The following is a 20,201-nucleotide window of genomic DNA, read 5'->3' as shown; positions in this document are numbered from 1 at the left end:
TGCCTTACCAACCCATTTCCATAAAGAATAGCGCGGCTACGGAATCCAGCAGTATGACCATAAAGATAGATTGCACCACGCTGGAGGTGGTGTGCTCACCCACGGACTGTGCGCTGCCCGACACCTTGAAGCCTTCCAGGCAGCCGATCACGGCAATCAGGAAGGCAAACACGGGTGCTTTACCGATGCCCACCAGGAAATGTTTCAGGGCAATATCCCGCTCCACGATGGCCATAAACTGGCTGGGCGGAATATCCAGTGCCAGTGCGCACACCACAGCACCACCAACCATGCCCGCCATCATGCCGACAAAGGTCAGCACCGGCAGGCTCACCATCATGGCCAGTACCCTGGGGACTACAAGCAGCTCCACTGGGTTGAGGCCGAGGGTACGGATGGCATCCAGTTCTTCGTTGACCTTCATGGCCCCGATCTGGGCTGTGAAGGCACTGGCGGTCCGGCCGGCCAGCAAAATGGCCGCTAACAGTACGCCGAATTCCCGCAGGAATGAGAAAGCGACCAGATCTACGGTATAAATGGTCGCGCCAAAGTCCTCCAGCACCGTAGCCCCCAGAAATGCGACGACAGCCCCCACAAGAAACGTGAGCAGGGCAACAATCGGAAGGGCATTCAGGCCGGTGTCGTGCACAGCGGCCACGAACGGCGTAAAGCGCCAGCGCTTTGGCCGTGGGAGTATGTAGAACAGGGTGGACAAGGTCTGGCCAATAAAACCGGACAGCAGCCATAACAGGCGGGTTAGCCGGGTGACCTTCTCTCCGGTGATTGCCAGCATGTTCAGCAGTGGATTAACCGTGGCTGGCGCGGGTGCGGATTCACACATGGATTCCGCTACGGCTTTAAGGAGTGCTTGCTGGGCTTCGGGCAGGGACGGCTGCTCCAGGGCGGTAAGCACCGGTTCCGTACCCAGCATTTTCACCATCAGGGACGCGCCCGCGGTATCCAGCCGGCCAAGGCGGCTGAATTCCGGCTTCAGTGAAGCGTTCTCTGCATTGAATTGCGATACCTGCCGGTTCAGGGCCGGGTAATGGGCAAGGGTCCAGTCTCCGGCAAAGGTCACCGTATTGCCGGACAACTCAAGGGAGCCGGCAGGCTCGCCGGCTTTGGCTGTAGTAAGGCCCGAAGTTATCGCCACAGAATGAAAAAATCCCTGCCAGAAGTCTTAGCAAGCTTAAAGATTCCAGTTGCTGTCTGCCAGTATCTTTCGGTCTTCTTCAAAATGGCTGGCCAGGATCAGGGTAATGCCGCTGGCCTTTTCCTGCAGTAACAGGGCGCGGATGATGGCCCTGGCGTCCGGGTCCAGCCCGGTCATGGGTTCGTCTAGCAGCAGTACCGGTTTGCGCCGCAGTATGGCGCGCAGCAGGGCAACTCGTTGCCGCTGGCCACCGGATAGTTCGCCGGGCAGCCGTGTACCAAGACCGCCGAGCCCGGTTTGTTCAAGACCCTGCTCAATGGCCAATTTCTGTTCGGGGGACAGCTTCATGCCCGGGTGCAGGCTAAGCCCAATATTGGTGAAGACATCCAGGTGTTCGAACAGATTGTGCTCCTGGAATACGCTCGTGACCGGTCGCTCCCAGGCGGGCAGGTTATGGATAGCTTGGTTGTTCCAGAGAATTTCTCCGCTTTTGGGTACCAGAAAACCGGCGACCAGGTTTAGTAAGGTGGATTTACCGGTTCCACTGGCGCCGCGTACCGCGAGGCAATGCCCGGCGGCGACAGAGAAGTGGAAGCGCCACTCCTCCGATTGATCCGGGTACTGGAAACACAGGTTTCTTAGCTCAAGCATGATGAGGCTCCGGAGCGGCGGCGGGGGCAGGCTCTGTGTTTGTGCCCGGGGCCGGCCGGGCAACCCGGGACAGCAGGGCGAAGAGGGTCACCAGTAATACAAGCAACCACAGCCCGGTGCCAGCCGCTTCGCTGATTCGGTAACTGCCCAGCTGCTGGTATAGCAGAACCGGCAAAGTGGGCTGCCCGGGGCCACCGAACAGGGCAATTACACCGAAATCTCCCAGCGACAGGGCAATGCCATAGGCCAGGCCCAGGGCGATTGGCCGGCGCAGCCTTGGCCAGTACAGCCAGCGCCAGCGATACCAGCCCAGGATACCCAGCTGGTCCGCCTGGTTCAGGGTGTTCTTGTCGATGGCATTCAGCGGCCCACGCAGCACCTGCAGCACAAATGGAATGGCCATCAAACCGTTAATCAAAGACACCAGCACCCAGCCTTGGGCACTATTACCGAGCTGTGGGCGCAATAACAGGAACAGGCCGGTACCAAGCACCAGGGGCGGCACAATCAGCGGCAGATACCCCGTGGTGACCGGAATGGCCGCCAGTATCCGGTTTTCGGATTTGTTGGCCGCCGCCAGTGTGAACAGACTGGCGACAACCGCACCCAGCCCGGCAGGAACGGCAATCAACAAACTGCGGCCTGTGGCGGGGAGCAGTTGTCCGTAGATAGATGGCATGGGTGAGGCCGGCCAGAGTGCCGGCAAACCGCGTAACGCGATGGCCAGCAGGGGCAGCGTCAGGAAAGCGGAAAAGATGCCCAGCAGCAACACGCGCCCCAGGCCCTGCCCGGGGCTGTCTTTCAAAGAGACAGGTTCAGCAAACCGACGATCCGGAAGCAGTGAGGACTCCAGGCGGTTCCGGAAAACCAGCCACCACAGGCTGCCGCAAATAACCAGCTGAATGGTGGCCAGGATGGCGGCCTGGCCGAAATCGAATTCGAACCGCAACGCCTGGTAAATGGCCACTTCAAGGGTTGTGGCGCGAGGCCCGCCACCCAGGGTCATGATGATGGCGAAGCTGGTAAAACACAGGGTAAAGACCAATGCTGACACCCCGGGCACTACTGGCCGCAATGCGGGCCATCGAACCGTACGCCAGAGCCACCAGCTACTCAACCCGAGCTGGGAAGCAACCCGCAACCTCGGTGCCGGAACTGATTCCAGTGCTTGCAGAAGAATTCGTGCGGCCAGCGGTGCATTAAAAAACACATGAGCCAGTAAGATTCCATTCAGGCCGTAAAGGCTCCAGCTGTGATCAGGCAGCCACTCGTTCAGAAGACTGGTCAGCCAGCCCTGACGACCGTACACCCCGATGATGCCTGACACCGCCACTATGGTGGGAAGCACCAGGCTCAGCTCCATCAACCGAAGCAGTAAGCTACGGCCGGGAAAATGGCTGAGCCGGGCCAGTGTCATGGCCACCGGCAGCGCAATGAGCAGGCTTAGAAAGACCGATAACACCGCCTGCCAAACCGTAAACCAGACAACGCCTCTCAAATAGCGGCTTTGCCACAGCTCTTCGAATTCCAGCGTGCCAGCGGTGTGAAGCAGTGCCCCCAGCCCCAACAGCACCAGCCCGATCAAGGCCAGCGCAATGATCAGGCCCGGAGCCAGTTGCCACGCAGGGGCGCTGAATGGAGCAGGGCGCAGGGGTTGTGGTTGGTTGGCGGCCATTGGATTCAGCGGGTCATGGCGTCCAGCCAGGCATTCACCAGTGAGCGGCGTTCACGGGCGACCTCTGCCGGTTCCAGATAGAGGGCTTTGGACGGGTGGATCAGCCGGTCAAATACCTCCGGCAATTCGTCACCAAGGTCGATAGCCGGATACATCACATTCTTCAACGGAATATGGCGCTGGAAGGCCGGCGACAACATGAACTCCATGAATTCCCGGCCGAGGGCCTGACTCCTGGAGCTATTCACCAGTGCGGCAACCTCGACCTGAAGGTAATGGCCTTCTTCAAAACGGGCCGCCTGGTAACGGTCTGTGTTATCGACCGCCATGTGATAGGCCGGGGACGTACTGTAAGAAAGGATCATCGGGGCTTCGCCGTTCATGAACAGTGAAAAATACCCGTCACTCCAGCTCTGGGTCGTCGCCAGTACCTTGCCACTGAGTTGCTGCCATTTAGCGTGGGCGTCATCGCCATAAACCGCGTGCATCCAGAGCAGCAGGCCGAGGCCGGGGGTGCTGGTGCGGGGATCCTGGATGATGATTTTCAGGTCATCCGGTGCATTGACCAGCTCTTCCAGGCTTTCAGGAGGTTCCGGCAGCAGCTCGGTGTCGTATACAAAGGCGAAGTAGCCCCAGTCGTAGGGCAGGAAGGTGTCGTCCTGCCAGTCGACAGGCAGCGCCAGGTTGTTCAGTGTCAGCGTGTGCGGAGCCAGTAATCCGGTTTGCCGGGCGGCTTCCATGGTGGCGGTATCCAGCCCCAACACCACATCGGCACTGGTTGAACTGCCCTCCAGGCGCAGTCGCTGAAGTATATCGCCGCCGCTTTCCAGCACTGTATAGTTCAGTTCGCATTCACACTGCTCTTCAAATGCCTGCTTGACCGCGGGCCCGGGGCCCCATTCCGCCGCAAACGACGGGTGAGTATAAACGTTCAAAACCTGCGCAGGTTCGGCAGTAGCGAAAGCCGGGAGCAGGGCAGCGAAGAGTAGAGGCAAGCGGAAACGCATAGTGATTACACCTTGGCTATGGAGGGGGCCATGCCGCGGTAACCACTGGAAAAGTGGCGGCTCAATCCCTACGCCGGTATTAGCCGGGTCAGGTTCCGCGGGTATGGTCTCAGCCCTGTCGGGCACCCCGTTGAGTCTTGGCGATTCTAACACGCCTGCGTGGCAGCCTGTAATTTGTAACTTTGATTACGGTCTGTTTAAAAACTGTACAAAGGTGTCGGGGTTCTCATTATTTGCTGTTAGAATAGTGCAAATTTCAATCGGATAGACCGTATTCTTCATCTATAGAGGTAAGGTGCATGCCCAAGCATCGCAATCTGCTCAAATTTTGTACAGCAATGTCCGGCCTTCTTTTTTCAGTGCTTTTCGCCACCAGCACCCAGGCCCAGTCCCTGAATAACCAGCTTTTTGATCGCCTTTCCAGTGCAGCCCCTAAACTGAACCCATCGGTTCTCGAGGCGGCTTTCAAGGCAACCCAGTGCGCCATCAGCAATGGAACAGCGATGCCGGAGAGGCTTGCTGTTATTGATTTTTCCCTGCCATCCAGCGAAGAACGCCTCTGGCTGTTTGACCTGGCCGATGGCAGCCTGGTTCTGAGGGAGCTGGTTGCCCACGGTAAAAACTCCGGTGACCGCGAAGCGAGTGCTTTCTCCAACATTGAGGGCAGCCACCAGTCCAGCATCGGACTGTTCAAGGCAGCGGAATCCTACAGAGGTGCCCACGGCTACTCCCTGCGGCTGGACGGACTGGAGCCGGGCTTCAATGACCTGGCCCGCCAGCGCGCTATTGTCATTCACGGGGCAGACTACGTAGAGAAGAGCTGGGTGAACAAATACGGTCGCATTGGCCGCAGCCACGGCTGCCCGGCGGTAGACCGCGATGTGATCGCAAAGGTAGTAGACAACCTGAAAGGCGGCCAGTTGGTTTTCAAATACTACCCGGATGAAGAATGGCTGCAGGCTTCCAGCTACCTGAACTGCGACAGCGGCAACCAGCTTGCCGGTTCCCTTCAGGCGAACGCGGATGACGCCAGCCGGTCCTGACCGGTTTGGCTAAATTTTGTGCACATTAGCAATAAAAACAGAAACTTGAAAAAAAGGTGTTGACGCGCGAAGCGTAATCCGTAGAATACGCAGCCGTTGAGGAGGCAACGCCTCTGAACGAAGAGCGGGAATAGCTCAGTTGGTAGAGCACAACCTTGCCAAGGTTGGGGTCGCGAGTTCGAATCTCGTTTCCCGCTCCATTTTCCAAGTCTCTCACGCCCCCTGAGAGCAAAAGCCAGATTCCAGGCTTACCCGGCGCGGTGGCAGAGTGGTTATGCAGCGGACTGCAACTCCGTGTACGCCGGTTCGATTCCGACCCGCGCCTCCATTTTTTCCCTTACGAAAATCATCGGTTTATCCGAGCTTTATTGGCTGACTGCCTTTCTTCGCTCTGGTACGTCTGACTGCGTTAGCATGCGGCCAAGTACATACCCTGCTGCCACGCCAACCAGTGCTGAAACCGGCCCGATAAAGCCGCCTACCAGTCCACCAACAAACATCAGTACCACGCTTTTCATACAGACTCCTCCTGCCTTCCTGGCAACTGCATTGGTCCGAGTATAGGACATTGTGCCTGACTGTGGTTGACCCACCCGTGTAGCCTCGTCAAAATGCTGTATATGTAAACAGTACTAGGTGTAAAGCATGTCCTGCATTCTGCTTGGTAACTACGAATCCGTCTCAAGCCTGGGCATCCTGATATTTCTGGAGATGGGAGGCTGGGAGTGACGTCTGAATCTGCAGCATCCTTTGTAACGGTGAGACGACGGTTTGATTTTCGCAGCATTGAAGTCGGACGCTGGGTGACGTCCCAGGAGCGGGACCGGGCAGCCGGCCGGTTCGATCAGGCGCTGTGTGATTTGATGACGATCCTGCGAGGACCGGAGCCATTGATCTCCCTGAGGAGCACGCTGGGCCTGCAGTATGGCATCGGCGGCCGGCTGGGCGTGGCCGCGCACTACATTCCCGCCACCCGGCAACTGGCGCTGGCCAAGAACGCTGGTGCGGGTAGCCTGGCGCATGAATGGTTTCACGCCTTTGATCACTACATGGGAGGCAAAGCTTACCGGAATGCCGGACCGTGCGGCTTCGCTTCAAGTGCCTGGCTGAACAGCGTAAGCAGTAAACCGCATCCACTGAATGAACGGCTAGGCGCTTGCTTCCAGGCCATCATGCTGACGGAGGACGGCACAGCACCCAGCACTTTGTTCCGGGCCTCCCAGGTGGCTGATCAGCACTTGAAAACGGTTTATTACGCCAAACCGGAGGAGCTGTGCGCTCGCGCCTTTGAAGCCTTCATTGAAGACAGCCAGCCGCGTAACCGATTTCTGGTAAACGGAACCGTTCACTCTGATGAAGCCAAGGCGGGTCTGTATCCGCAGGGCGATCATCGCCAGCGGATCAATGACGCATACCAGCGCTACTTTGCCGCTCTGGGCGCTGCGCTTTACCGGGAACAGGCTAAGGCCGGATAAAAGGGGGCTCCATCCTTGTCTGTAAAAAATCTTAGTATGATCAACATAAGTGTAAATAAAGTGAAATTAGTGTAAACAAAGTTCTGGCGGGCGGAAGAAAGGGAAGGCAGGACTGAATTACGGCACGGTGGAAATAGGCCTGGACCTGAGGGAACAGCTGCGGAGCATTGAGCAGGTCAAGCGCAGAAGCCTGATGATTGCCGCTCTGGAAGTATTGGCAGCAGCTCTGTTCTCAATTGCTGCCGGTTATTACCTGGTCCGGCGACAAACACTAGGGCAGGTTAATAACGGTGAGTATAGCCAGCGGGTGACCGTTCCACAGCCCACGCGAAACCCTAAACAAAAGCGGACATTCCCCGTTCTCTGGATTTAACTGGTACAAGCGTGCACTGATAATTTGAGTGTAAACTTTTCACAGAGCCGGCAGCGTAATGGCGGCTGCGGAACTACAGATAAAACCATGAAAAATCATTGTTATCAGGGCTTGGAATCAGATTTGGACGGGGGAGATGGCGTTGGGGTTTAATAAGAATGCAAACTAATAAGCCGTGATACGGTTGCCGCCAGGAGGTAGATCCAGTTGACTTATTACATTGTCAAAGTCGCAGTGACCGCTATTCTGGTTGTCCTCATATCGGAAGTGTCGAAGCGAAGCTCGTTCATAGGCGCTGTGCTAGCGTCGGTGCCGCTGACGTCAGTCTTGGCAATGCTTTGGCTTTATTTAGATACCAGGGATGCAGAAAAGGTTAGCGAACTTGCAAGTAGTGTGTTTTGGCTGGTTTTGCCATCACTTGCTTTGTTTATTGCGTTACCGGTTCTGTTGGCACAGGGGCTCAATTTCTACCTTAGCCTGACAGCGTCAATCGGCATTACAGCAATCTGCTACTGGGTAATGGTGGGTGTCCTTCGGTACTATGGCGTGGGGCTTTAAATATCGTAGAACAAGGGGCTGTTGTTGGACGCATCTACGCTGGCGCTGGCACGCCGCAAAGTCAGGTAACTGCCAAGAGGTCAATTTCATTGCCTGAATTGAAAACGGTTGGTCTTTTTATCGTCACCGCTTTGGCAGAGATCGTGGGTTGTTATTTGCCTTATCTTTGGCTTCGAGAGGGTAAAACCATCTGGCTCCTGGTGCCAGGTGCGTTGAGCCTCGCAGCATTTGCGTGGTTGCTTTCACTGCACCCCACCGCTGCTGGCAGGGTCTATGCCGCGTATGGTGGTGTGTATATTTTTATGGCAATTGTGTGGCTTTGGGCTGTCGATGGGGTTCGACCAACAGTTTGGGATTTAGTTGGTTCAGCTGTTGCGTTGGTGGGAATGGCGATCATCATGTTTGCGCCTCGCGCCACATAACCAACTGTTGTAGTTCGTTCCGGGCGTCCGGTCCTGCGCCCTGATGCCCATTTCGCTGCGGTACGTGGGCGCCACTATACTAGTGCTAATCGTCCTGTCCGAACGTCCGCTTTGCGACCATTTCTTCGCATCGCTCAGTCTACATACAGCAGATCTGGTCTGCGTTTCCTAACTGCTGCGACCAGTATTCACCCACCGCCGAATCCAATCCAAAGCACCCTCTGAAGGGCTTGAATTACACACTCCGCGAACCTCGCCAACTACCCACGTTTTATTCTGATACTCAAGCGATATGGTCAAGCGCTCCGGGTGGACCATCCGGTAAATGAAGACTTCCCCGAGGGCGACCGGCACGTCATAGCTGCCGACGCAATGGCGCATGGTTGCCCCTTCTTCCAGAAGTTCCAACCAGGAGCCCAACGGCTCTATACCATCGATTGGGGCAAGGGGCGGTTTCGGATAGTCGCCGTGCTCCTCAGAAAGCTCCTTCGCCAGGTCTTGGCGTTTCTCTTCGGAGTTTCGGCTGTTTGCCCGGTTGAAACGTTCAACCAAACGGTCATGTTGGGCCTGAAGGGTTTCTCTGGAATGAATTGCAGCAAGGGCCTGTTCGTTACCGCCGGCCATGGCGAGCGAATCCCGAATCATCCGGCATAGCCAGGACAATTCCACAGCTGAGGTGTGTTCGTCCACCAGATTCAGCAATCCGGGCCACAACGGGTGCCGAACGCGATTTAGCAAACGAAGGTGGTTCACATGGAGGTGAGGGTGGTGCCGCATCAAGGCTAAGTACTCGGGGTTCTGAAGTGCGGCGCGAGTATCTTCCAGCTCCCAGGGTAATAAAGGCGACAAGGCCAGGCGACGGACTAATCGAACGAGGGATCTGCTGCCCGGAAGCCCAACTGCTTTAAGAATATCGGAGCGTTTACCGGCCAGAAACGCGTTAAACCGTTCGAGCGACCAGGACTGTTCACGCGCATGATCCACCGCCAGGATAAACAGTAGAGGAGCGTCCTCGGCCAATTCCCGAGCCGCTGCCGAAGCCGCACAGGCCTGTGCGAGCACAAAGTCCATGGCGGGCATCAACGCAGTGATGGCTGATACTGTTTTCGGCAGGGCATCACACAGGCGCCTTCCTTCATCATCTTCCAGCGTAAACAGCGGTAACCCGGGCGGCTCCAGGAACTGGCCAGAGGCAATCTGACCCTCATCGTTATAGCTGGCCCAACGCAGGGGATGCTCTGAATCCCAACGATTAACCTCAACCCGGATCGGGTAATTGAGTATCTGGCTCAGGTCGTAAACGGTGGTGGTGCTGGTCATACAATTAAGCTCTTCGACGATCTTCAGGCAGGATAATCCAGCGATACGACAGTGTGGGTCGCCTAAGCCGTAAAACTTTGACTACACTGCCTCAGAAAGAACGGCCAAGGATGCAGCTATGCATCGTTGGTTTGCGAGCCGGTAGGCTATGTGGAGTTTATCTCCGCTGATAGCTAGCTGGTGTTAACGAACCCACCAGGAAATAAAAAACACCGGCGCAACCACCAGAATCGGAATCTTTAACCACACCGGGAAGGCTTCCCATTCCTCCCAGCCGACACCGTGGTCATTGAAATAGCTGATGCACAGCATCGACACCACAACCCAGAGCACCACACCCAGCGCAGCTAAAATCAGAATCATCACGCACCTCGCTGGATGTTGAAGACAAACGTCATCGCATTGACTTTGCTGATGGTTAGCACGTGAATGCTGGCGGCATCTTCGTGCATCTCCAGATTGAGCAACTCCAGCACAGAATTCGAATAGCGAAGCTCCTCAAACCATCGGGCGTAGAAATGCTGAACGGCTGCGGAAAGATCATCTGACTGGGTGATGAGCTCGCAGCGCAAGAGGGCATCTGGGCAATCGGGCTGCTCTCGAATGAACGATTTCTCGCTGAACACGGGGTCGTTGTGGATCAGGGCGTTAAAGATGTCGTGCTGGAACCCCAGCACGGTGGAGTCGAAATCGTAGGTTTTTGGGGTAAACCCATGTTCTAGCAGGAGGGAGGCAAAGTTGTGTTTTTTCAGGGCAGGGCTCCTTGTGTCGTTGGCAGAATTGGCCAGCGGCTTTACTTGGCCAGCACAAGAATCTAGCATGACATAGCGTCAGAATGTGTCGCTTAAGCTGTCGACTTCGAGAAAAGACAAGGATCCCGCTATGTCCAACACGGCCGTTCGCTACCTCACCATGCTCCGGATGGTGCCCCGATACCCAAGATTCATCACCACCACCCAACTGACGAGCCGCCTGGAAGAGCAGGGCTTTTCAGTAACCATGCGCTCGATCCAGCGGGATCTGGAAAAGCTGAGTGCGGATTTCCCTTTGTTGGTCGATGAAAACTCCCGGCCTTATCGCTGGTCGTTTGATCGCAATGCCACCATGGACATCATACCGGCGCTGGATCTGCCGGCAGCCCTGACCTTTGAGCTGGCGAAGGCCTACCTCTCACCAATGTTGCCCCCAAGGGCACTGTCCCACTTAAAGCCCCACTTCGATGAAGCCCACCGCACGCTGTTGCGTGAAAAGAACCCCCTGGGCCAGTGGCCAGACCGGGTCAGGGTGATCAATCGGGGATTAGGAGGTGCGCGCCCGCCCGTTGATGCCGATGTTCTGGAAGCGGTCACCGAAGCCTTGCTCCGGGAGTACCAGTGCAAACTCACCTACCAGGCTCGCAGCTGGCCGGAACCGGAAGAGATTGTGGCGCATCCGTTCGGGCTCATCTTTCGGGACCCGAACGTGTACCTGATCGGCACCATCGAAGGCAGGGAAGGGGTTCGTCAGCTGGTGCTGCACAGGGCGACGGCCGGTGAAGTAGTGGAAGAGCTCATCGAGCGCCCGGAAGATTTTGATCTGGATTTGTACATCCACTCCGGCGCTATGGGCATCCTGAAATCCGATGAGCCGGTGTATCTGAAGTTACGCTGCGACAAACCGGTGCTGAACCACCTGATCGAATCCCCGCTGGGATTTGATCAGATCACCACTGAGATTGATGACAAGACCTTCGAAATGGCCGTCACCGTGGGCGACACCCAGGACCTGCGCTGGTGGCTCACCGCTCAAGCAGTGCATTGCGATATTCTGGAGCCGGCATGGTTGCGGGATGAGATTGAAGACACGCTCAAGCAGGGGCTGAAGCGGACCCGTCAGACCAAGGCTCGATAGACCGGAAAATGCCGGTTTTGGTCATGTCCCGCCGCAATGCAAACGCGGCAAGGGCCTCAACCGGGTCCACCGCTTCAAGATTGCCGAAGTGAATCTGGCGCCAGGCTTCTCGCTTGGCATTCACACTGTACAGGTAGCGGTCTTCAATTCGACCGGTAGCGCGGTTGGTCATCTGGGTGAAACCGGAAAGCACCACGGTCTCAACGGACGGCGCACAGGCAAATCCCTCACCGATCAGCCGAAATCCCATGCCGTGCACGTGGGCCATATAGAGCTTTCGGAGCGCCGTATCCGATAGCTCTTTTACGGAAACCCCGATGCCCCGCTGGTACATCCGCAGCTCGGTTTTCGGGAAATCCTCAATCTCCGGCAGATCCACGTCCAGCATCAGCGTTTTACCATTGTCGCTCAACTCAAACGACAAACTGGTTTCCTCGGGCCAGTCGATGTCCATCAAGTGGTCATCCAACACGGACTCCATCGCAGACAAACTGCCTTGCACGGCCCGTTGGTACAGCGTAGCCCGCTGCGTTTCTTTGCGCTGGTGGTGTTCCTGTTCAGATTGCCACTGAACCCGCTGGCGATGGTACTCCGAGAGCTTTCGCTGGTTGCTCTCCATAATGGCCCTTCGGCGAGCGGGGCAAAACCAGGCTTTCCAGTCCGGCTTGCGAGGCACCGGTCGAACAGGTTCAGGAAGATCGAAGGGTTCCGGGAGAAATTTGGGAAACTGATTGGGCGCAGGGGTGCCCAGATGAATCGCACCGATTCTCTCCATCACCTGGTTATGAGTATCCACCTGTTCATTGAGAGTATCTTTCAACGCGTCGAGGGCATAGGCCTTGGCTGCCGCCATGGCTTCGCTGCCAAGATCCTGGCCATCTGTGTCCAGGATGGAAATCTCACCCGTTGCCGTATTGAGCTGAACCTGGGCAATTTGCTCGGCGATGGGCGGCAGAGGCGAGCTTTGCGGATGGTCCCCGTTCGCACTGGCTGAAGGCCTGCCCGGCTGGCGGTTCTTGAGCAGTTTTTCCCGGTAGGACAAACCGGTACCAGGCACTCCCATGTTACCGTAAAGCCCGTTTCGTCCCAGCGTGACATTGGCCCCGCGCATACCGGCAGACACACTCACACCACGCTTACCGAGGTTCAACCGAACGCCCGGGAAAATCTTAACGGTTCTGCGAAAACGAAACGCCATAGCCTCCAGCCTGTGGACCTGTTCGTGCGCATCCTATCATTTATTGGTGTTGTGTTGAGGACGATAAGTTTTGGTTAAAGAGATCAGTTGTTGCCTGGTCATGCCTCCCCCACGGTTTCAACAATCACCGTTTTACCTTTGGCCCGTGCATAATTCAGGGCGGACGCGGTACCCCGGGATTTGCCATCCCAGAAGGCGATCACCAAATCCGCCGTATCGACGATGGTGCGGTTACGAATGGGGCCGGCCCCGCGGCCGTATTGTTTCCAGTCGGGTTTGATCACGGTAATAGGCAGCTTATGTTCCCGGGCCAGTTGCTCCGCCAGTGCATCCGCGCCTTTTGCGCCGCCAGAGATGATGTGCGCGGGCAACCAGGGTTGGAGCACACGCTCCAGGCGGTCGTAGTCAGTAAAGTGGCGATAACCAATAACGGCGATTTTGCGCATAGCGAGCTCCACAGGCTTGTAGTCAGGACTGAGAGCTTAACGCCCGTAAGCGACATAAACTGACGCAAACGAAGTATAAGATGGTGGTAAATGGATCAGGAGACCACCTCTATGCTGCTGTGGAAAGAGCTCATCAACGAAGCACAGGACCCGGGGCCAGACTTGTCAGCCTCGAAGGATGACCTGAAGCTGCTCCAGATCTACCTGTGCCGGCTGTATCTCACTCCCGGGTATGAGAACACACTTAGCTTTTTCGGCGCCGACGACGCTCTGGCATTTCTGGGCATCAAGGTGCCGGAAGGCGGTGGTTCCGTGTCGGGTACCGGTGTATACCTCAAGGCGATTCGTGACCGCGAAAAAGCCCTGACGGCATCCTTGAAAGGCAAGCCGAATCTGTCTTTCGAGCCGTTGCTGTCGAGCCTCACCAAACTGCTGAAACCCAACCTGGTGGAGATCAAAGTTCTGATCTTCACACTGTTGCTGCACAAGCATCCACAAGCCAAGCAGGTTCTGCGGGAGCTGGAAATCACCGAGCTCAACAACTCGGTAAACGCTTTGGCCAAAGCCATGCGGGAATCCTCACGTATGCTCGCTCGCGCTTTGGACGAAGACGCGATGCTGTGCCAGATTCGACTGCTCGAAGCGCCTAATCGCAACAGTGACATATGGGACCTGGTTGAGGGTGGCCCCTTGCTGGGCCAGCTGGTCATCGCTTCGTCCGAAGAAAACGACGAAGAGGATGAGCACGACCTGGAACAAATGCTGTTTCGTCAAATCTGCCCACCGGGCCCTGCTGCACGGCACAAAATTGGTGATTTCAACGGTGTGTCAGAACTGCAGTTGATGTTGGACTATCTTCAGAATGCGTTGCGCAGCAAAGCCCGAGGCAAAAATATTCTGCTGCATGGCAAGCCCGGTACCGGTAAAACCCAGCTGGCTCGGGCGATGGCCGAAAAGCTCTCAGCCCCTCTGTATGAAGTGCCGACCAAAAGCGACAACACCGGATCAATGACAGGCCGGATACGCCTCGATGCGGCCAAACTGGCCCAGATGTTTCTGGAAGACCGGCTTGGCGCCATCCTCCTGTTTGATGAAATGGAAGATGCCTTCCGTAAATCGGATCAGCTGGCCAAGGGCTGGTTCAACCAATTACTGGAGGAAAACCAGGCACCGGTTATCTGGATCAGCAACAACATTTCAGAAATGGATCCGGCTTTTTTACGTCGTTTCGATTTTATTGTCGAAGTGAAAGGCAGTGGAACTGACCAGCAAACCGAACGTATGGAAAGAGAACTCCTGATGCTGCCGGTTTCACCGGACTGGGCATCGAGTGCTGCCAAGCAGCCCTGGATGACACCGGCTCTGGCCAAAAATCTGTCAGAGGTGGCGCAGTATCTGCCAGTAAAACAGGTCACCCGAAACCAGAACAGGCTGGAATCACTGATCGAACAGCGCCTGGCGGCGATGGGCGAGAATCGCCCGGTGAAGATTCTGAAAAAGCCTCGTAAAGCCGATTTCCCGGAATTCAGGATCGAGTGGATCAACACCCGCCCAACCTTACGGAACGCAGAGCGACTGGCCCGTGATGAAGGCACCGCGCGCATTTGCTTGTACGGCCCACCGGGCGCAGGGAAGACCGCCTATGCCCAGGAACTGGCCCGGCGCCTGAAAAAGCCGTTCATGCTGCAATCGGGCAGTGACTTATTGGGGATGTTCGTCGGGCAAACAGAGAAGAACATCGCCGCTATGTTCGACAAAGCAGAAAAAACCGGTGCAGTTCTATTGCTGGATGAAGCCGACACCTTCCTCTACACCCGCAGCATGGCCCAGCGTAGCTGGGAAGTGAGCGCGGTGAACGAGTTCATGATTCGGCTTGAGCGGTTTGAAGGTGTCTTCCTGGCCACCACCAACCGCTTCGACAGCTTCGACAAAGCCATCCTGCGCCGATTCCAGCTGAAAGTAGAGTTCAGCTGCCTGACAGCGGAGCAGGTAAAAGCTATTGTCAGTACATGTGTGGTTGATCAGGATAAGGCTCGTGCGTTAACCCCCGAGCAGCTTAGTCACCTGGACCATCTCACCCCGGGTCTGATCCGGGCCGCGGTGCAGAACCTCCGGCTGCGGGGATTCAAAGCACGCACTGTGAGGCTGCTGGAGGCGCTGAAAGAAGAGCAGCGCCAGCAGACGGAGGGCGTTGTCAGCCAACCAATCGGATTTGTTCAATCGTAAAAATGCAGGAGTGCATAATGAGCAAAAAACCAAAAACCGGCTTCACGCAAGATTTGTGGGTAGTGGAGTATCTTGACCGGATGAATCGTTCGGACAGTTTCGAAGGGCAAGCGATGCCTCGAGAGGAAGCCGAGGCAAAATACGCGGCGTTGACGGACAACGGTACCCGCAAGACCGCCCAGGACAAAAAAAGCATGGGCTACTACCAGCTCAGACAAAAAGCCTGACGTTCAGTCAGGCTGAAGGCCCCTGAGCTGCAAGGGCTCAGGGGAAGGGAGGAGATTATCCTAAGCGGCGCAACGCTTCTTCCCGTGCAACATCCCAGCTGGAATCGTCGGTAGGCAATCCGTTAGCTCCCAGCGGTGGCACCCCGCGCTCTTTCCGACGGGCGTTTACCTTCTCGGTGTAATCCAAACTCATGGGATTAATACCATGGCGACGGTCATTGGCGTCTGCGATGGAATCCATCATGGCATCGTATTCTTCCGGGAAGAGTTCGTAGTGTACATCGTGGACAAGCTTGTTGAGCTCATCCAGCTTTCGGCACTCCTCCTCGGATAAACCTTCCCGTTCTGCGGTGCGCTTCTTGAGCAGTTCTTTTTCGGCACGATTCATCGTTTTCTCCCTGTTCAGTTCAACTGCGATCAGTCTAGGCTAGTTGGGCGACACATATTGTCGCAGACGTTCCTTAGAATGAACTTATCTACAAAGGAGGGATGAATGAGCACCCACTACACCGCTGAAAGCATCTCCCGTGCATTGTTCCACACAGATCCTATGCGCACGTGCTGCACAGAGAATGACTGCTTCGATGAGTACGACGCAGTGGCCCGGAGTGTCAGTGAGCATCTACAGAATGGTGAAGCCCTGGAACATGCTTTTGCCTGTGCGCTCGGAGCCTGGTTTTATGATGATGAGGATCTTCCAGTGCAACCCGCTGTGATCAGGCCCGTCATTGAATGGCTTGAGAAAGAGGGACGACACCATGAGTGAACTTAGAACCGACCTGAAAGCCGGATTGAAGGGAAAGTCCCATACCGCCATTCTGAAAGCCATGGGCTACCGAAACCCGACTCCTGCGAACATCAAACGCTTGGAGAACGTGCTGGCCAGTAAACATCTTGGCCTCGAGGGAGGAGGATTTGACCTGAAATACAGTTCGGCAGAGTTTCTGCTGGCACTGAGTAAAGTGGCAGGTCTTGAGGGGCAGGAGGCTCGCCATCGGATCAGCCACCTTGAGCACCCCCTCTCTGAAGAGTGGCATGCATTCAAGCCATATCTCTGGGTAGATACCAACTTCAAACGCACCACCCAGCCGATCTTCGCTTTGGCCGCGTGTGAATCATTCCGCCACCTATTCTTTCCGAAGGGTTTCTGGCGTCTACCACTGGAGCAACAATTGGCCAAAGCGGGTGAAAAGATTCGTGAACACATGCGCGAGACCACCGGCACTCTCGGTATCTGGGGCAAGATTGAAGCTTACTGGTTTATCCCGGCGCCAGGCCACGCCTATGTCCTGTCGACTGAAGGTGACGCGATTGGCGAAAAACACTTTGCGACATGTAAACAATAGTTACGTTTGTTGGAATTCGCTCCAACTTCACGCAGTATTGCTTATACTCGGAATGCAACGCAGCCTAACTTTTCTGAACTTGGCGGACCGACTGCGCAGAGAGATATACCAAACAAGGACGAAAGATGTACGACCTGATCGGCGATATTCACGGCCACGCCACTGAACTCAAAGCCCTCCTCACCAAGATGGATTACCGCGAAATCGACGGCGTGTGGCAGCACCCCGAGCGAAAGGTCATTTTCCTGGGTGACTTTGTAGACCGCGGCCCGGAACAGGTAGAGACCGTCACCATTGCCCAAAACATGGTCGAAAAGGGCCACGCCCTGGCGGTCATGGGCAACCACGAATTCAACGCAGTAGCCTGGGCTACGGAAGATCCGCAAAGCCCTGGTGAACATCTTCGCCCCCATATTGATAAGAACCTGAAGCAGCACAGAGCCTTTCTGGAGCAAGTAGGTGAGGGGAGCGAGCTGCACCACAGCATGATCAAGTGGTTCAAAACCTTGCCGGTGTACCTGGACTTGCCGGAATTTCGAGTAGTACATGCCTGCTGGCACCCGGAGCATCTTGCGGCCATAGCCAAGTACACCGATAAAGAAAACCGGTTACTTCCGACCGCTTGGGAGGCAGCAAGTCGAAAGGGGTCAGAGGCCTATGAAGCGATTGAAACCCTTCTCAAAGGGTTGGAGATTCCGCTTCCTGGCGACCATCACTTCTTCGACAAAGATAAGAATAAGCGAACCAACATCCGCACTGAATGGTGGCGCGAGGGTGAGCTGACCTATCGTGATCTGGCCATGGTTCCAGAAGAAGTGATCAATAAAATTCCCCATGAGCCGGTGGCCTCTGATGTCCTGCCAGGATACGACGGAGAGAAGCCGGTATTTGTAGGGCATTACTGGATGAAAGGGGAGCCGGCTCCACTGAATGAGCGCATTGCTTGCCTGGACTATAGCGTTGCCGGTGGACCCGGCGGAAAATTGTGCGCTTATCGTTTCGATGGAGCACAAAGGTTGAAAGCAAAGTGTTTTACCTGGGTCCAGGAACAGTAAGGCGCAGATTATAAAAATTTTTTGCTGATTTAGTTGGTGAAAGCAGTAGCTATGGTCAATGAAATCGTCCAAAGCAAATGAAGAAGAAATGCCGTAAAAAGGACTTTCAAATGGATATGGGCATGAGAAGTAAGTCAAAAGCCTGGGTGAATGAGTTTTTGTTCATTAGAGGTATGATTTCGGGGCCAGATGGAAGTCCGTTATACCTATACCACGTGACTGATGAAGAATTTGCCTATCTTCCGACTTTATTGAGACAGACTTTGCCCGATATCGAGAGTCCCGTGCATTCGGTATATTGGTCGGCTGCTTTCTGTCTTTTCGTTGCTGAAAAATATCGCAGAGAATACGACGGCACCAACCTCGGCTGGTCTTGGGAGGGATTCGAGAAACCGCTTTCAATCAAGCTTCCAAGTTTGCGTCATTCAGAAATTGTCAGAAAAGGGCTGGAGTTTTGGCGACGTCCAATTCGCCTGAGAACCAATGGTCATGATTATCTTGGCTCTCTGTTTGATGAAGGTGGATTACCCTGGCGCCTGATTCAGAGTGACACGCACGGCTTCGGTCGGGCTGTTCGTGGGACGATTTCTAACTATTATCGAGTCCAGCAGTTAGGCGGCGACATAGCTTCGACTGTGTCGAATTACGCCCAGTATTTTCCGCAGACATTTAGGACCCATGAAAAATATCTATTGATCGCATCCATTGTTGAGTGGCTGATGGGAATTGCAGAAGCCCATCCCATTGCATCAATTGAAGATCCGGCCGATTACCTTGACGAGCATGCACCTGACTGGCGAAAGCTTTCTCCGCTCCCTGTGAGCGAGGGTAATGCGCGCAATCTCATCAATGAATGGCTTAAAGATGCTGGTAAGAGTCGATCTGAGAAAAAGCGGATTGAAGCAGACGAGAAAAACTTTTCCTGTGATCACTGGTTAAAAGGCACCTATGAAAATTGGGCGCTCGAAACGGAGGTATTTCTGCCTTCAGAACTTTCGATTTCGCTTGAAGGTGCCCCCATTCAGAGCACTAGGGTAGAGGTCGCTTTCTACGAAGGCGATGAACTGCTAAGGCGATCAGGAATTGTTCATGGCAAAGTGAATGACGATCGTTCGCAGATTACGTTAAAGATTAACAACCGAGCAATTCGAGTTGGCCGGGTGAATCCGGAGCTCCCTTTGACCGTTCAGCTTCTATCGAACGGACAGCGAATCGATGCCTTCTATTTCGAGGGAAGCGAAGTCGATTTTGCATCATTGCCACTAATTTTCATTGAGGACGGAGGGCAGTTAAAACTAGCCTCAACAGCGTCTACAACCCTGGCGGCTTCATATGCGTTGGTGAGAGTGCCCCCGGCGTTGAGCTCTGAGGATTTATCCAAGAGTGAGCTGTTAGGAAGTGATCAATTGGGAGCAGAATGGATCCGCGTATCGGAAGACATCACCTTCGTAGGTGCGGATTCGCGAGTGGTTGTGCGGTTTGACCCAAATGCAGTAATCACAAAGCCAACTCTGGCCGGAACGGTGTCGTTGTACGACACACTTCCCAATCTTGTCTATAGGGGGTGGCCAAACCTCAGGGCTACTGGAAATGAGGATAATCAGGACATCAGTCTGTTCGCAAACGGTAAATCCCTGGAATTCGATTATCAAAAAAATGAAGTTGGCAGTTTCGGTCTGAGCGCCGTTGCGAGGGGAGGAGAAACCGTTCTTCGCCGAAAGATTGGTGTTATACCCAAAGATCTGCGAGTAATTTCGGTCCCCGCTTCCACTCACAGCTCCGCCAAAATAATTCTGAGGAGTGGGAGGAAGCTTGCGGTTCGTATACTTGATGATGCTATACGGGCCGAAACTCAATTAATAGACGATGGTTGTGAGATAACCCTGGAGCCGATTGCACGAGGGCAAGTTCCGCAAAAGGTTAGCGTTGCGCTCTCTGATGGCCTTAATCCTGGTGATCCAGTGATTTTGAGATTACCTTATCCAAGGACTGGGGCTCAGCTTTATGACTGTAGTTGCCCCCGCTAAACCGGACACCACCTCATTCGTTTGATGCCAGTTCCGCCCGGTACTCCCAGGGCGATTTCATTTTTAGCCCCTTGTGCGGGTGGCTGCGGTTATAGTCCTCGATCCATTC

Annotated in this window: 22 protein-coding genes, 2 tRNA genes and 1 riboswitch; of the genes, 13 read left to right on the top strand and 11 right to left on the bottom strand. The window is 55.1% G+C overall.

Annotated features, from left to right (window positions below):
• Positions 1 to 4: 4 nt before the first annotated feature.
• The 4 genes from LWH94_RS04690 to thiB form a co-directional block, all read right to left on the bottom strand.
• A complete protein-coding gene (locus tag LWH94_RS04690; RefSeq protein WP_232901493.1) occupies positions 5 to 1,093 on the bottom strand; it encodes an MlaE family ABC transporter permease in 1,089 nt (362 codons plus the stop codon).
• A 96-nt stretch (positions 1,094 to 1,189) separates the two neighbouring features.
• The gene (locus tag LWH94_RS04685) at positions 1,190 to 1,804 is read right to left on the bottom strand and encodes a thiamine ABC transporter ATP-binding protein (RefSeq protein WP_232901415.1); all 615 of its coding nucleotides are present in this window, start codon (positions 1,802 to 1,804) and stop codon (positions 1,190 to 1,192) included.
• Positions 1,797 to 3,479 (bottom strand): thiamine/thiamine pyrophosphate ABC transporter permease, encoded by a 1,683-nt coding sequence (gene thiP, locus LWH94_RS04680; RefSeq protein ID WP_232901414.1) that lies wholly within the window; start codon positions 3,477 to 3,479, stop codon positions 1,797 to 1,799. Before thiP ends, LWH94_RS04685 begins: the two co-directional genes overlap by 8 nt.
• A gap of 5 nt (positions 3,480 to 3,484) precedes the next feature.
• Entirely contained in the window at positions 3,485 to 4,486 is a 1,002-nt protein-coding gene (gene thiB / locus LWH94_RS04675; RefSeq protein ID WP_269802485.1) for a thiamine ABC transporter substrate binding subunit, read from the bottom strand.
• A gap of 48 nt (positions 4,487 to 4,534) precedes the next feature.
• Positions 4,535 to 4,626: riboswitch (TPP riboswitch) on the bottom strand.
• Positions 4,627 to 4,785: 159 nt separating this feature from the next.
• Here thiB and LWH94_RS04670 point away from each other — a divergent pair.
• From LWH94_RS04670 to LWH94_RS04660, 3 genes are all read left to right on the top strand, one after another.
• On the top strand, positions 4,786 to 5,529 hold the full coding sequence (locus LWH94_RS04670; RefSeq protein WP_442914962.1) for a murein L,D-transpeptidase catalytic domain family protein: 744 nt from the start codon (positions 4,786 to 4,788) through the stop codon (positions 5,527 to 5,529).
• Positions 5,530 to 5,653: 124 nt separating this feature from the next.
• Positions 5,654 to 5,729, top strand: a tRNA-Gly gene (locus tag LWH94_RS04665).
• A gap of 54 nt (positions 5,730 to 5,783) precedes the next feature.
• Positions 5,784 to 5,857, top strand: a tRNA-Cys gene (locus LWH94_RS04660).
• Between the two features lie 37 nt (positions 5,858 to 5,894).
• Here LWH94_RS04660 and LWH94_RS04655 read toward each other — a convergent pair.
• A complete protein-coding gene (locus LWH94_RS04655; protein ID WP_232901412.1) occupies positions 5,895 to 6,047 on the bottom strand; it encodes a hypothetical protein in 153 nt (50 codons plus the stop codon).
• A 207-nt stretch (positions 6,048 to 6,254) separates the two neighbouring features.
• Between LWH94_RS04655 and LWH94_RS04650 the strand changes: the two genes are divergently transcribed.
• The 3 genes from LWH94_RS04650 (at position 6,255) to LWH94_RS04640 (ending at position 8,357) form a co-directional block, all read left to right on the top strand.
• On the top strand, positions 6,255 to 7,004 hold the full coding sequence (locus LWH94_RS04650) for a CLCA_X family protein (RefSeq protein WP_232901411.1): 750 nt from the start codon (positions 6,255 to 6,257) through the stop codon (positions 7,002 to 7,004).
• 580 nt (positions 7,005 to 7,584) lie between these two features.
• Complete coding sequence (locus LWH94_RS04645; RefSeq protein ID WP_232901410.1) at positions 7,585 to 7,935, top strand: DUF3147 family protein; 351 nt, start codon at positions 7,585 to 7,587, stop codon at positions 7,933 to 7,935.
• 89 nt (positions 7,936 to 8,024) lie between these two features.
• Positions 8,025 to 8,357, top strand: coding sequence for a YnfA family protein (locus LWH94_RS04640; RefSeq protein ID WP_199456943.1), 333 nt, complete (start codon positions 8,025 to 8,027; stop codon positions 8,355 to 8,357).
• 168 nt (positions 8,358 to 8,525) lie between these two features.
• On the opposite strand, the gene LWH94_RS04635 is transcribed toward LWH94_RS04640, so the two are convergent.
• The 3 genes from LWH94_RS04635 to LWH94_RS04625 all read right to left on the bottom strand — a co-directional run bounded on the left by LWH94_RS04635 (position 8,526) and on the right by LWH94_RS04625 (position 10,498).
• On the bottom strand, positions 8,526 to 9,677 hold the full coding sequence (locus tag LWH94_RS04635) for a PcfJ domain-containing protein (protein ID WP_232901409.1): 1,152 nt from the start codon (positions 9,675 to 9,677) through the stop codon (positions 8,526 to 8,528).
• A 183-nt stretch (positions 9,678 to 9,860) separates the two neighbouring features.
• Entirely contained in the window at positions 9,861 to 10,040 is a 180-nt protein-coding gene (locus LWH94_RS04630; RefSeq protein WP_222447814.1) for a hypothetical protein, read from the bottom strand.
• Positions 10,040 to 10,498 (bottom strand): hypothetical protein, encoded by a 459-nt coding sequence (locus LWH94_RS04625; protein ID WP_232901408.1) that lies wholly within the window; start codon positions 10,496 to 10,498, stop codon positions 10,040 to 10,042. Before LWH94_RS04625 ends, LWH94_RS04630 begins: the two co-directional genes overlap by 1 nt.
• A gap of 61 nt (positions 10,499 to 10,559) precedes the next feature.
• On the opposite strand from LWH94_RS04625, the gene LWH94_RS04620 reads away from it, so the two are divergent.
• The gene (locus tag LWH94_RS04620; protein ID WP_232901407.1) at positions 10,560 to 11,567 is read left to right on the top strand and encodes a helix-turn-helix transcriptional regulator; all 1,008 of its coding nucleotides are present in this window, start codon (positions 10,560 to 10,562) and stop codon (positions 11,565 to 11,567) included.
• Here LWH94_RS04620 and LWH94_RS04615 read toward each other — a convergent pair.
• A complete protein-coding gene (locus tag LWH94_RS04615; protein WP_232901406.1) occupies positions 11,524 to 12,765 on the bottom strand; it encodes a DUF4236 domain-containing protein in 1,242 nt (413 codons plus the stop codon). The genes LWH94_RS04620 and LWH94_RS04615 overlap by 44 nt on opposite strands.
• Positions 12,766 to 12,863: 98 nt before the next feature.
• Positions 12,864 to 13,211, bottom strand: a complete 348-nt coding sequence (locus tag LWH94_RS04610) for an SLOG family protein (RefSeq protein ID WP_232901405.1) — start codon at positions 13,209 to 13,211, stop codon at positions 12,864 to 12,866.
• A 111-nt stretch (positions 13,212 to 13,322) separates the two neighbouring features.
• Between LWH94_RS04610 and LWH94_RS04605 the strand changes: the two genes are divergently transcribed.
• Together LWH94_RS04605 and LWH94_RS04600 are read left to right on the top strand one after the other, a co-directional pair.
• Positions 13,323 to 15,437: an AAA family ATPase gene (locus LWH94_RS04605; protein ID WP_232901404.1), complete on the top strand. Its 2,115-nt coding sequence runs from the start codon at positions 13,323 to 13,325 to the stop codon at positions 15,435 to 15,437.
• Positions 15,438 to 15,454: 17 nt separating this feature from the next.
• Positions 15,455 to 15,664 (top strand): hypothetical protein, encoded by a 210-nt coding sequence (locus tag LWH94_RS04600; RefSeq protein WP_232901403.1) that lies wholly within the window; start codon positions 15,455 to 15,457, stop codon positions 15,662 to 15,664.
• A gap of 55 nt (positions 15,665 to 15,719) precedes the next feature.
• Here LWH94_RS04600 and LWH94_RS04595 read toward each other — a convergent pair whose 3' ends face one another.
• Positions 15,720 to 16,052 (bottom strand): hypothetical protein, encoded by a 333-nt coding sequence (locus LWH94_RS04595; protein ID WP_232901402.1) that lies wholly within the window; start codon positions 16,050 to 16,052, stop codon positions 15,720 to 15,722.
• A gap of 105 nt (positions 16,053 to 16,157) precedes the next feature.
• On the opposite strand from LWH94_RS04595, the gene LWH94_RS04590 reads away from it, so the two are divergent.
• From LWH94_RS04590 to LWH94_RS04575, 4 genes are all read left to right on the top strand, one after another.
• On the top strand, positions 16,158 to 16,430 hold the full coding sequence (locus LWH94_RS04590; protein WP_232901401.1) for a hypothetical protein: 273 nt from the start codon (positions 16,158 to 16,160) through the stop codon (positions 16,428 to 16,430).
• Positions 16,423 to 17,010, top strand: a complete 588-nt coding sequence (locus LWH94_RS04585) for a hypothetical protein (RefSeq protein ID WP_232901400.1) — start codon at positions 16,423 to 16,425, stop codon at positions 17,008 to 17,010. The genes LWH94_RS04590 and LWH94_RS04585 overlap by 8 nt, the downstream gene beginning before the upstream one ends.
• Positions 17,011 to 17,135: 125 nt before the next feature.
• A complete protein-coding gene (locus LWH94_RS04580) occupies positions 17,136 to 18,065 on the top strand; it encodes a metallophosphoesterase (protein ID WP_232901399.1) in 930 nt (309 codons plus the stop codon).
• 110 nt (positions 18,066 to 18,175) lie between these two features.
• Positions 18,176 to 20,092 carry an STY4851/ECs_5259 family protein gene (locus LWH94_RS04575; protein WP_232901398.1) on the top strand — a complete coding sequence of 639 codons (1,917 nt, stop codon included), beginning with the start codon at positions 18,176 to 18,178 and terminating at the stop codon, positions 20,090 to 20,092.
• Positions 20,093 to 20,201 lie beyond the last annotated feature (109 nt).

The organism is Marinobacter sp. G11 (assembly GCF_021282325.1).
Taxonomy (GTDB): domain Bacteria; phylum Pseudomonadota; class Gammaproteobacteria; order Pseudomonadales; family Oleiphilaceae; genus Marinobacter; species Marinobacter vinifirmus.
Note: the sequence above shows the minus strand (reverse complement) of the source record. Positions and strands in the feature narration are given on the sequence as shown.